The 13,634-nt window shown below is 70.2% G+C and carries 1 protein-coding gene (running past one end of the window); it reads right to left on the bottom strand.

Going from position 1 to position 13,634, the window contains the following annotated elements; all coding sequences use genetic code 11:
* Positions 1-13,634, bottom strand: partial view of a toxin glutamine deamidase domain-containing protein gene (locus tag HDA31_RS10295; RefSeq protein ID WP_178064871.1) — the start only. The gene continues 21,739 nt to the left of window position 1, outside the view; only the first 13,634 of its 35,373 coding nucleotides appear in the window; its start codon is at positions 13,632-13,634; its stop codon lies beyond the left edge, outside the window.

Here is a 13,634-nt window from a genome sequence, read left to right as displayed (position 1 = left end):
CGGCCGACCCGGTGACCCACCTCGACCGGCAGCGCAGTCGCTTTCCAGCCCAGGAAGACCACCGGCTCGGCCAGCCAGCCACCGGTGTCCGGCAGCAACCGCCGCGCCCCGTCCAGCTCGGTCGCCGGCCCGATCCACAGGTGGCTGCCGCCGTCCCACACCACCCAGCCGTCGCCGAGCCCGTACACGCCGGGCGACTGCTCGGGCAGGCCGTACGGGGCGGGCCGGCGCGGCGCGCCGGTGACGTCGGGCAGGAAGAGGTACCGCTCGGGCCGCCCGCTGAAGAAGGTCACCTCACCGTCGTCGTCCAGCGGCACGACCTGTGGGCTGGGCGTCGGCCGGTCCCGCAGCGCCGACCGGGGCACCGACAGCATGGCCAGGGACTGCGGCCCCAGCACCTGCGCGGTGACCTCCAGCGCCCGGGCCACGGTGACCGGCTGGTCCTGCGGCCAGTGCAGGACGGCCATGGTGGCGTCCTGCGCCCGCAACCCGGCCAGCGCGACGCCGAGCCGGCCCGGGTCGAGCACCGAGGAGTGCAGCAGGATGGCCGGGCCGGGGCCGGTCGGGGGCAACACCCGCGAGCTGATCGGGCCGGGTGCGACGTCGCCGTCGTGCAGCAGCACACCGCCCACCGCGCGCTGGAGCCGCAGGTCGTCCGGCAGCCCCTCGGCCATGACGACCAGCGGCGCGTCCGGGGACGCGGCCAGCGCGACGACCTGCTGCCGGCCGTCGTCGGCGGCCGGGGCCGGCGGTTGCGGGGCCGGCGCGAGCTGCTGCGGGGGTACGGCCGACGGCTCGACCGCCGCGGGGGTCTCCGGCACGAGCGCGTCGAAGTGGACGCCCGGCCGTTCCGGGTCGACTGCCGCCTGGGCCAGATTGACCGGGGCGCCCACGGTCGGGCCGTACCCGCCGACCGGCCGTACCCCGTCCGGGGTGACCTGGGAAACCTGCATCCGGGCATCGGTCGCGTGGGCCAGCAGCGGTGCCAGGAACCGGCCGGCGGGGCTGTCCGACAGGTTCGCCCAGTCGCTCACGGCCGCCTTCACCGCGGCCAGTTCCCCGGGGTCGAGCTGGCGATCGGGGTCGGTCAGCACCTCGAACAGGTGACGCCCGGCGTCCGCCGGATTCGCCCGCATCTCGTCGAGACGTGCCCGCGCGGTGTCCGGGTCCAGAAGACCGGCGTCGACGAGTTCACCGACGCGCCGCAGCGCCTGGTCGGGGCTCAGCGCCGCCACGTCCCGCTCGTGTTGCGGCCGGAAGGCGATCCGCTGCGCGGTCACGTCCGCCGGCAACCGCCCCGCGTTCGCCGCCAGATAGTCCGACACGTGGGTTCGCAACAGCTCGGTGACCCGGCCGAGTTCGGACCCCCGGAGGGCTCCGGTGCGGACCGATTCGGCGGCAGCGGCCCGTACCCCGGCCGGGTCGGAGAGGAACTCCCGCAGGTCCGCCGGCAGCCGCGTGTCCAGCGCGGTGCGGACCAGGGCCGGTGCGGAGGCGACGAACGCGGACAACAGGTCGAGACCGTCGCGGGGCACGCCGAGCGGGACCAGGGCCGGCCGGGGCGCGACCGTGGGAGCGACGTACGAAGCGGCCGTCGCGCGGATCTGGTCGAGTTCCCAGGTGGTGAACCCCGGCTCGTGCAAATGATCGTCGCCGACGGTCCTGGCCGTCCTGAGCAGGTCACCCGGCGACCCGTCGTGCGGCACCCCGGCGAAGTGCTTCAGCTCGTGCCCGTAGGCGCGGGACGGAAGACCCGCAAGCCAGTGCAACTGGGTGATCCGACCCGCCGAGCCGTCCTCGCTGACCCACACACCATCACTGGCCCGCAGACCACTGCCGTACCGGCTGAGCCGAACCCTCGTCTCCGCGGCCGGGTCGAACACCACCGCCACCGACCGTGGCCCACCCCCCGGCCGCAGACGTTGGTTGGTCTGCACCACCCACTGCTCGACCGCACGCAGCGTGCCCAGGATCGACTCCCGCGCCACGTCCGCGTCGGGCTCCAACCGCAGACGGAACACCACCCGCCCCGACCCACGGTGCACCCAGTGATCAACGAAAACCCGAACCCCTGCCTCAGCCCCCGCCGTCTCCACCCGGAACGGACGCCCCGCCCCCGGCGTCCCCACAAACCGCAACGGCTCCCCACCCCGCCACGTAAACCGATCCGAATACACCCGCGTCATCTCGTCCCAGCGAGGCAAACCCTCCACACTCCGATACGACACCCGCCAACCACCGGCAACCTGCTCCACCAACGGCCCCACCCCAGCCGCCCACCCCGACGACGACCCAACCCCCGCATCGGCCGAAACCACACCAACCCACTCGAACGCCGCCGGCCCACCCGGCAACCCACCCCCGGTACGCGGGCGCTTCTCGAGTGGGCCCGCCGGCCATTCCGGCACGGCTGGGCGTTTGCCGCTGTCGGTCGCCTCCCACTGCGTCGTGAACTCGTCGAACCACTCGTTCGGCAGGTTCGTGTCGATGAGCCGGTAGGCGTATCCGGAATGGTCGGCCAACGGTGCCTCGACGGCGGCGAAGATGCTCGTGACGACGTTCGACTCCTCCAGGCGGAGGAATCGGCCGACCCGCAGGGCGACTTCCGTCCCAGGAGAGAGATCCACCTGCTGCCCGTCCAGCGTCCTGGCCGAGAGGTCATCGCCGAGCGTGAGCGGCAGCGGGTGGGGCGTGCGCCCGTCCTCCTGCATGACGAGATCGATGGATACTTCGTCGAGGAGCGCCCCTGGCTCGGCTGGCTCCCACAGCGCCATCGAACGCAGCCGCTCGATGTCGTAGGCGGTGGGGGCCGGCGAGGACAGCTCCAGGTACAGGGGCGCTCCGGTGCCGTTCCTTCCGGCCGGTGCTTCCAGGACCGCCAGGGGTCGACCATCCATGCCGTACCCGAGCCGGAAACGCCCCTCCCCCAGTTCGGCGGCGATGACCGGCGGAAGTCCGTCGGCCATCTCGACCGGTGGGAGCGTGACTCGCTGGCCGCCGAAGGTGATGTCAAATACTCCGCTTTCGCTCACCGGCGCCGTGACGTGGTAACGATTGCCGAACGTCCACCGGTCGACGGTCTCCCACACCGGGCCGGCTGTCACGCTCCACAGTTCGGCCAGCTCGCTGTCGGTGAACCTGCGGGCGATCTCCTTGTAGGCGAACCTCTCGGTGCCGTCGGGCGCGGTGTACGGGATTCTGGCGATCCCGACACCCTCGCCGTCAACCTTTCCGAGATCCACAGCGACCCTGTCGCCCGGGACGGCGACTCGATCGGCATATCCGAGGATCGTGTCGTCCCCGTCAAGCCGGAGCCGAAGAGTCGGACGACCCGCGGTGTCCTCGACGAGGACGGGGATGGTGAACGGGTCTTGTAGGTTCCAACGGTTCTCGCTTTCCCACGTACTCTCCTCGCGGAGGGCGGCGACGTATCGGCCGTGTTCTTCGAGTACGTCGGCGTGCCTCCGGGGCGAACTGGGCTGTTGGCTGATAGCCGCGAGGTTCCGGTGGAAGGTGTCCCGCAGGAGCGGCCAGTGGCGGAGTGTCGTGTTCAGTTCCGCCGTGTCGACTTCGGCTTTCAGCGCCTCGAGCGCCTCGTCGAACACCACGTCCAGTCTGCGCAGTTCGGTGAGGGCTGCGGGTGACGGGAAGCCCTCGACGATCCGGGCACCGTGCGGGTCACGAGGCTGGGCGAGCCGGTAGGCGCCTTCCAACCAGACGACCGGTTGCGGGACCTCACCGTCTTCGGTCGGCGGACCGATGACGTACGGGGCAGCGTACGGATGGTGGATCGCCATCGGCAGACCCAAACCCCAGGCCACGATGTGGGGAACCACGTGCACGACGTCGGGATAGCCGGGCTGGCGGTGCAGGAGTTTGTTGAGCAGGTGCTGGTGCAGTGTCTCCCGTCGCTGCTCGGACATGCTCTCCGGAGAGGGGAGAAGTGCTCTGAACATCGACTGGTCACCCTGGCGCAGGTCGGCGTCCAGGTGGCGGGCCACCAGCACGCCCAGTCCAGCCACGGTGGTGACGCCCGACTGCGCCAACCGTTCCCGATGGGTCTTCAACACCGTCCCGTAGAAGGCTTCGAGCGGCCTTCCGCCGCCCTCCGCGCGACCGATGCTAAAGACCTCATAGGCCCAACGCTTGAATGCCGACCCCTTCTGGGCTTTCCTGTTCGTCAACTGGCCGATCGCCGGTTCAACTGTCCGCCACCGGGCCTCCGTTGCCCGCGCATTCAGAACATTCAGATCTTCCGCGGTAAAGTCCGTGACATAGTCCCGGTAGATGAATCTCTCGGTTCCGTCGGGCGCGCTGTAGGGAATTCTGGCAACAGCGAAGACCTCTTCGCCGTCCATCCCGAGGTCGACAGCGATCCGGTCGCCCGGGATGGCGACGCTATTAAGGTGGCGGAGGCGCAGGCGCTTGCCACCCACTGCAACAAACGCCGCCGCCATCGAATCACCTTGGGAGCCGACGTTGAGGTGGAGAGTGACCCGACCTCCCTGAGGCCTTGAATCCTCGCCGCGCCAGGGGCTGGACTGGAGAATGCTGTTGAGGTACCGGCGGTATTCCGCCAGGATGTCGGCCTGCTGCCGGGGCGATTCGGGGCGTTGCCGCTCGGCGAGATCTGCCCCGCCGACCCCTTGACGGATGACCGCGAGCCTACGCTCAAGGTGTTCCCGCTGGACGGGCCAGTGCCTGCCGGCCGTTCGGAGGTTCTCTTCCACCGCACCGATTCTCGCCAGCAACATACCAAGCGCCTGGTCGAACAGTCCGTCCAGTCGCCGCTCCTCACCATCTGGTATTGACGTCCGATCGGGCCCCCTGGCGATTCTGGCGACGAGGTCGGCATCGTTTGGATCAGCGGGCCGGCCGAGGTGGTAGGAACCCTTGTAGAAGACAACTGGCAGCTTGTTGGAATCGGACCCCGGGCCGCCGACGTCGTACGGTGCGTCGAACGGTTGGTAGATGCGCACCGACTGCGGTATGAACCGGGCCAGGACATGGACAGCCACGTGCGCGACGTCGTGATCGCTGCCGTAGCCGTACGCGATCTTGCCGATCCACTGCCGGTGCAGGTCCTCTCGTCGCTGGTCGGACACGCCCTCCGGATACGGAAGCAAACGCCGAAACTCCGACGCGTCACCCAGACGGAGATCGGCGGCGAGGCTGCTGGCCGTCCACTCGTGCAGTCTCTGACGGTTGATCCCCAGGTCCGCAAACTGCTCTTTGAAGGTGCGGAAAACCGAGTCGTAGAAGTTGTTCGATCTCGCTCGCGTGAGATCGATTCCGAACACCTCGCCCGTCCACCGCACGAAGTTCTGCTCGTCGAGGTTGCCCACGGCTGACAACTGTTCGATCGCCGTGGCAACCACCGCCTGCGCCGAGCCCTCCGCTAGGTTCGCCTGCGGCAGGTCCCGCGCCGCATCGTCGGACCTCCCCGCCAGCATCTCCGCAACCGATCCCGGGTTTGTCAGCGCCTCGGTGATGTCGCGTTTCAGGTCGTCGAAGCGCTCGTTGTCCACACCCGTGTCAAGGAGCCGGTAGACGTGTCCGGACCCGTCGACCAACGGCGCGCGGACCACGACAGGAATGGTGCCGGCAACATCCGCCCCGACCCGTCCCTGCCACTGCCCCACCGACAGGGTGACCGACGTCCCCGGAGAGAGATCCACCTCCGCCCCGGCCACCGTCCTGGCCGGGTCAGGACCGCCGACCGCGATGGGCAGCGGACCGGGCGTCCGTTTCCCCTGCGCCAACACGGCGTCGAATGACATCTGCTCGGAGAGAGCCCACCGATCCTCCGGTTCCCACAGCGCGTTCCTCCGCAGGCGCCTGATGTCGTCGACGACGAGGGCGGGCTTGCCCACTTCCAGGTACAGGGGCAGTCCTGTGACGTTCTTTTCGGCCGGCGCTACCAAGACCGCAGTGGGTCGACCGTCCTCGGCGTACCCGAGGATGAGACGGCCGTCCAGCTCGGCAGCGAGGACAGGCGGAAGCCCACCGGCCACCGGGACGTGTGGGACCATGATCCGTCTCTCGTGCCGCCGGGCCGCCGGGTCGCCGTAATGACCGGTTAAGTACCCGCGTCCCGTCAGAGGCACTACCACCTGGTAGTGGTCGCTCGACAGCGGCCGGTGGTGAAGGTCCCACACGCGGCCGGCTGCCTTTCCCCTCAACTCGAGCAGGTCACCGTCGCTGAAGGTGTGTTCGAACTTCCGGTAGAGGATCCTGTCGGTGCCGTCGGTCGCATCCGTGTACCGGAATTCCGCAAAAGCGATGCCTTCTTCGCCTCTCGCCCCGTAATGAACAGGAAGCCGGTCGCCCCGTATGGCCATTCGGCCGATGTTCAGAGCTACGGCCCCGCCGTCCAGCGGCACGCTCAGCTCCAGGGACTTACCGCTCTTGGCTCGCTTGGCGCCGACGTCGAGCGTAAAGTCGTAACGGAAGTCCGTCGTTTCTTCCTCCCACCGATGATCCGCACGGAGGTCGTCGAAGTATCGGCGGTAGGCGACGAGTTCCTGGGCTTTCCTGTTGTGGGGAGAGTCGGGATGTTCCCGGATGACCGCGAGCTCACGCTGAAGCGTTTCCCGCAGGAGGGGCCAGTGCCTGGAGTTGGTCGGATCAGGGTTGCTCTCCGCCTCCGCGATCGCCGCCAGCAGCAGATCGTGTGCGTCGACGAACAGTCGGTCGAGCCGCTGCTGCTCCTCTTCGGATATCTCTGTCCGAGGGAAGCCCTCGGCGATGCGGCGAGCGCGTCCGGCATCTGCCGGGTCAGGCAATCGTCCCAGGTAGTAAGCACCCTTGTGGAACACGACCGGATGCCGGGCGGCACCAGCACCGGGCTCCGGACCGACGTCCTGCGGAGCGCCGAACGCATCGTGGACCCGCATCGACACGGACAACCCCGAGGCGATGACATGCGGAACCACATGCGCAACGTCCTCATCGCCAGTCCTGTGGGAAGCGATCTTGTTGAGCCATTGCCGGTGCAGTTCCTCCCGCCGCTGCTCGGACACGACCTCCGGATACGGAAGCAACCCGCTGAACTCCGACTCGCCACCCCGACGAAGGTCAGCAGCCAACTCACGGGCCACCCACGCACGCAGCCCAGAGGCGCTGGGCTCGACCCCCACACCCGCCAACTGCTCCCCGAAGCTGTGCAACACGGCGTCGTAGAAATCGTTCGGCCTCGGGTCCACCAGAAGATCGATCCCGAACACGTCGCGCGTCCACCGCACGAACTCCGCCGCGACATCCCGGACTCCACCCGCCTCACCACGGGTCCCCACGGCCGACAACTGCACGATCGCCGACGCCACGACCCGCTTCCAACCCTGCGGAACACCGCCGGGCCCACCGACGGCCGGGGCCGCGCCGATCCCGCTTGTCAGGTCGTCGAAGCGCTCGTTGTCCACACCGGTGTCGAAGAGCCGGTAGACGTGTCCGGACCCGTCGGCCAACGGCGCGCGGACCACGACAGGAACGGTGCCGGCGACACCCGCCCCGTCCTCCCCCTGCCCCGGCCACTTCCCCACCGACAGAGTGACCGACGTCCCCGGGGAGAGATCCACCTCCGCCCCGGCCAAGGTCCTGGCCCGACCACTACTGCTGACCGCGATCGACAGTGGACCCGATGCGGCGCGGGTCGACGATGATCCATGGCCGCTCCACGCCCCCGGCTGCAACACGACGTCGAAAGACACCTGCTCGGAGAGAGACCACCGATCCTCCGGTTCCCACAATGCTCTCTTGCGCAGCCGTTCGATGTCGTATCGAGTGATGGCAGGTTTGGACAGTTCCAGGTACAGGGGCTGACCTTTGACGTTCTTCCCGGCCGGTGCTTCCACGACGGCAGTGGGTCGGCCGCCGTCCCGGGCATACCCGAGCAGAAGCCGGGCTTCCTTCAGCTCGCTGGTGAGAACGGGCGGAAGCCCGCCGACTACCGGGGCCGGCGGGATCCTCGCCGCCAAGACATCCCGGCCGGGGTGGGTTCTGCCGAGCCCCACGCCCAGTTCGCCATTCCCTTGCAGGGGCGTCGTCAGGTAGAAGTCGCGCACCAGTGGCGGACGGTCAAGGTCCCAGACCTTCCCGACCGCCCTGCTCCTCAGCCTGGCCAGCTCCGAGTCGTCCAGTCTGCGGCCGATCTCTCGGCGAGAGCGGACTTCGGTGCCGTCAGCCGCGGTGTACGAGACTTCAGCGAAGCCGGTGCCCACTCCACCGACCGTGCCGAAATGGACAGCGACCAGATCGCCCGGGACCGCCATCCGCTCGACATCAAGAGCGGTCGACTGGCTGTTACGGAGCCACACGCGCACATGCCGGTACCCCGCGCCCCTTGCGCCGACGAAGACGGGCAGGTGGATGGTGAACTGGTTTTCCAGGTTCTGCCGGTTTCCGGACTCCCATCTGCCGCCGGTGAGGAGTCTCCGAAGGTACTGGACGTGCTCAGCGAGCTCTCGGGCCTTCCTGTTGTGGGGAGAGTCGGGGTGCTGACGGATGACCGCGAGTTGGCGGTGGAAGGTTTCCCGCAGGAGGGGCCAGTGCCCGGAGTTGGTCGGATGGGGATTGCTCTCCGCCTCCGCGATCGCCGCCAGCAGCAGATCGCGTGCCTCGACGAACAGTCGGTCGAGCCGCTGCCGCTCGTCTTCGGACACCTCTGCCCGGGGGAAGCCCTCAGCGATGCGGCGAGCGCGTCCGGTATCTGCCGGGTCAGGCAACCGGCCCAGGTAGTAGCCACCCTTGTGGAACACGACCGGATGCCGGGCGGCACCAGCACCGGGCTCCGGACCGACGTCCTGCGGAGCGCCGAACGCATCGTGGACCCGCATCGACACGGACAACCGCGAAGCGACGACGTGCGGAACCACATGCGCAAGGTCGAAGTCGCCGGTCTGGTCGCGCGCGATCTTGTTGAGCCATTGCCGGTGCAGCTCCTCCCGCCGCTGCTCGGACACGACCTCCGGATACGGAAGCAACCCGCTGAACTCCGACTCGCCACCCCGACGAAGGTCAGCAGCCAACTCACGGGCCACCCACGCACGCAGCCCAGGAACGCTGGGCTCGACCCCCACACCCGCCAACTGCTCCCCGAAGCTGTGCAACACGGCGTCGTAGAAATCGTTCGGCCTCGGGTCCACCAGAAGATCGATCCCGAACACGTCGCGCGTCCACCGCACGAACTCCGCCGCGACATCCCGGACTCCACCCGCCTCACCACGGGTCCCCACGGCCGACAACTGCACAATCGCCGAAGCCACGACCCGCTTCCAACCCTGCGGAACACCGCCGGGCCCACCGACCGCCGGGGCCCCACTCGACTCCGGGTCCGGCCCGATTGGTGCGGGGTTCTCCGGCGGGATCCCGAAACCACGCGCCGAGACCCGCTGATCCCACGCTGCCAGCAGCCGCACGGCTTCGCCCGGGTGGGCATCCGCCAGCCAAGGGACGTCAGCCACGGATGCCGGCATACGAGTCCCCGCCCGCGGATTCCCGGAGTCGACCGAGCCGGTGCCCGCCGGCGGCTCCCCGTCCTCGGACGTCGGTGAATCGGCCCCTGCCGGCAGGTCCGACTCGACCTGTTCGGGATCAGCCAGCCGGTCGCCGTCGGACACCGGCGGCGGCGAATCGACCAACGCCAGCGGATCCCAATAGTCGACCGGGCCGGACTCTGTCCGCCAATCGACTCCAGACACCCCTTCCAGCGGCTCCCAGGGGTTGTTCAGGTCGGCATCCGCCAGCCAATCGGTGCCGGACTCCGATGCCGGCGAATCCACGCCCGCCAGCGGATCCGAGGGGTCGGCCGGCTCGGCGCCCCTCGGCGTGTCCCAGTCCATGCCGGACGCCGGTGAGTCCGCTCCTGGCGGCAGGTCGATCGGTTCGGCACCCCCCATCGGCCCCCAGTCCGCGGGTGGCAACGGTGGAGTGCTCAGATTCAACGCGTTCAGATCCTGGAATTCCGGATCAAGGAACGCCGGGTCGGTGCCCGACGCATACGGGGACGGCTGCCAGGGGATCCCGGACGGTTCGGGGGAGCTGGAGCCCGCCTGCATCGCCTGGGACGGGCCGCGTGGCGCGGTGGTGGAGGCAAGCAGGACGGCGCTGGGGTCGATGCTGGTCGTGGTGGTCGGCTGCGGGAGTGCGGTGATGCGCTCGGGAAGAAGGTCGGCGATCGTGGTGGATCGTCCGGTGCTGTCGAACGCGGCGAGCCGGGTGCTCGATGCGAACAGGTGCCGCAGCCACGGGTCGCGTACCGGATCGGTCGGTTCGGGTCGGTCCTCGGCGTCGGGCACCAGGCCGTCGCGCACCCTGATCGTCGGTGGTCCGGATGGTTGTGGCTGGCTGTGGAGGGCGAAGACGTGTTGTGGTTCGTTGGGTGGTGCGACCCTGACCACGACCATCGATCCCGGTGCCGCGCGCAGCGCGGCGAGCACATCCTCCGGGGTGACTCCGTCGGGGTGGGCGACGCGCTCGGGTGTCGCGTCGAGGACGTCCAGGAGTTGCGGCCAGCTCGTGGTGGGTGCGAGCCGGCCGTCGGGTCCGATGATCCGGTCGTCGAACACCGACCGGTTTCCGGGCCGTCCGTAGGCGGTGGTGAAGGCGTCGAGGGTGGCCTGCACGCACCACCACCACGGGTCGCGGATGTCGTCGGGGCCCACCGGGGTCTGCTCGACCCAGTCGACGACCCGCCGCGCGGACTCGGCCGCCGCGGCGGGCTGCCCCGCTGCCGCGACCGCCGGCTCCGGTGCCGTGCTGGCCGGCTCGCCGCGTCCGGCCGGGTCACCACCGACCGGCTCGTCCAGCGGGGACATGTTGCTGAACGAATCCCTGCCGCCGAAGTCGCGCCCGACCGGGTCGCCGCTGAGCAAGCCGTCACGCGAGGAGGTGTCGTTGAACGGGGCCGTGTGCCTGAGGGCGCGCTCGGCCGCTGCACCGTTGTCCGGCTCGTCGAGCGACGGGACGCGGCTGATCGAGTCCCCGTCGTCGAGGTCGCGTTTGACCGGGTCGCGGCTGACCGGCTCGTCGAACGAGGAGAGGTCACTGACCGTCATGGTCTCGTCGAGGCTGACCAGCTCGTCCGGCGACGAGAGATCGCTGACGGTCACGGTGTCGTCGAAGCTGCTGTCGCGGCTGAAGCTGCCACCGCTCGCGTCGTGGTGGTTCGACGTGCGGTCGGTGCGGGAAGCCGCGCCGGCCGCATCCGGAGCGCCCGGCGCGTCCGGTGCAGCCGGCGCACCGGACGCGCCGGGCGAGGCCGGCACCCCGGACGCGCTTGCCGCGCTGGGCACACCCGGCGTGCCGGCGGCGGTGGCCTGGGCGAGCACCTGGTCGTATCCGTTCACCCAGTCCCGCTGGAAGGACCCGGCGAGGTTGTCCCGGCTGGCCGGCTCGACGCCGTACTCCCTGGCCAGGGCGGTGAACTGTTGTTCTGCCAGGCTGGCCGCCGCCGCGGTGTGCTGCTCCGGGGTCACCGGCGCCGTCGGCGCGCCGGTGCGCCGGTCTGCCGGGCTGGCCGCCGTCGTGTCCGGGGCGGTGGTGTCGGCGATGGCCGCGGCAGTGAAGCGGGCGGGCAGGTCGGTGACCACCTGCCGGACCACGTCCGCCACGGCGTTGACCTGCGCGGCGTCGGGCCTGGCCACCGCAGCCTGCGGCGCGGTCAGTGGTGCGGTCAGTGGTGCGGCGGACGATGGGGTGGGGCCGAGGATCGCATCGAGGCTCCGGTCCACGTGGGCCCGCACGTCACGCGCGACTGCGGCGCGCTCGGCGTCCGACGGCACCGCCGCCGCCCCGCCGGCCCCCGGCACCCCAGCACCGCCGGGCACGCCAGCGGCCCCCGGCACCTGGGCAGCCCCTCCTGGCAGGACCAGTCCGCCTTGCAGGGTGACGGGCGTCGGTGTGCCGGCGGTGAGGTACCGGTCGACGTGGTGCTGGGCGGCCAGGTGCACGGCCGCGCGCAACGCCTGCCGGTCGAACTCCGCCGGCAGCGCGGCGACGACCTGCTCCGGGCGTAGCCCCGCCGGGAGCTGCCCGCCGGTGGTGGCCGACTGCGCAAGGGCCTCGGTGACATGGGCGACGGCCTGGTCCCGGACACCGATCAGGTACCGCTCGGTGAGGGCGGTGGCGGGCAAGCCGATCTGGGACAGGAAGGCGGGGACGGCCGGGTCGTTCTGCCGGGCGTCGGCCCACTCGGCGAAGACCTGCTCGACCGGCACGGGAAGCGCCGCCAGGAACTGCCGGGACTGCCCCGTCCCGGCGAGCAGCCCACCGTAGCGGTCCACCAGTTCCTGCTGGAACCGCTGCCACTGCTCCACCACCGGCGCGCCGGCGACCGCTACCCACTCCGGCACGGGCACCGGCGGCACCGCCGGCACCGAGAAGTTCGGCACGGACCACGACGGGACCGGCAGGTCCGGTGTCGACCACGACGGCGCGGACAGGGTCGGTGCCGACCACGCGGGCACCGGCGGCGCCGGTTCAGGTGCCGCCGGAACCGGTGTCGACAGGGTCGGCGCCGGCACCGGCGGGACGGGCACCGGGGCCTGCCCGCCGGACCCCGCACCCGCAGGATCGCCGGCCTCCGGCTGGTACGTGGACGGGTCCGGGGTGACCGGGGTGGGCGGCGGCACCGGCGCCACCGGCTTGCCGTCGGCGGTGAAGCCGGGGCCGGCGGGCATCCGCCACCGGGGCCGGGTCGGGTTGAACCCCAGGCTCACCGCGCCTCGACGCGCACCCATCCCGGCCCCGGTCGCACCCAGCTCACCCGACCCCGACAACGCCCCGGAGAGCGCGTCCGGCCCGAGACTGCCCGTGTCGTAGTGCCCATCGACCATGTAGCCAGCGCCGATGCCGCCGACCACCTCCATGCCGACCTCCGACACCGGCACCATCGCCAGGCTGGTCAGGATGTCGCGCGTGGAACCCGTGACCCCGAGGTGCGACAGACCACCGCCGACGGCGCCGGCGAACCGGCCCAACGCCGGCGCCGCCGCCGTGGTGACGCCCGCCACCGCCAACCCGTACAACGCCTGCTTGCCGACCTGCCCCCAGTCGATCTCCGGCACCAGTCCGTCAGCGAGCATGCTGATCTGCGCCAACAGCGACGACCCCGGCATGAACAACATCTGGATCGCCGTGCTGCTCGCCGCCGCCCGCACCATCGACGACCGCAGGATCGTCTGGATGATCGTCCGAACCTTCACGATGTGCGCCGCCGCCTCCACCGGCAGGAAGAACGCCATCGCGAACGCGACCGCCAACTCGGTCATCATGAAGATGAACATGACGAGCGCCTGGCGATCCGTGAGCTCCATCTGGTTGAGGAAGACCCGCATCGCCTGGGCGAGGTTGACCTTCAGACCGGCGACCCGGTCCAGCATCTCCACGAACGGGGCCGTCTGCGCGACGAACCGCTCGTAGATCTCGCCCTCCCCCGCCGCCCGAACCACCTTGATCGCCTGGGCCAGCTCCGGAACCAACAGGGTCCGCACCCGATCCGCCAGCGTCTCCAGCGCGTGCAGGTCGTACGCCAACATCGGCAGGTTCGACCGGTGCAACCGCATCCCGGTGAACGCCTCCAGGGCCTGCTTCGACGACTCGCTCAAACCCACGGAAGGAACGGCGGCCTCACCCAT

The sequence above is a fragment of the Micromonospora carbonacea genome (assembly GCF_014205165.1).
Taxonomy (GTDB): Bacteria; Actinomycetota; Actinomycetes; order Mycobacteriales; family Micromonosporaceae; genus Micromonospora; species Micromonospora carbonacea.
The sequence above is the reverse complement of the archived record's forward strand: the minus strand, read 5'-3'. Positions and strand labels throughout refer to the sequence as shown.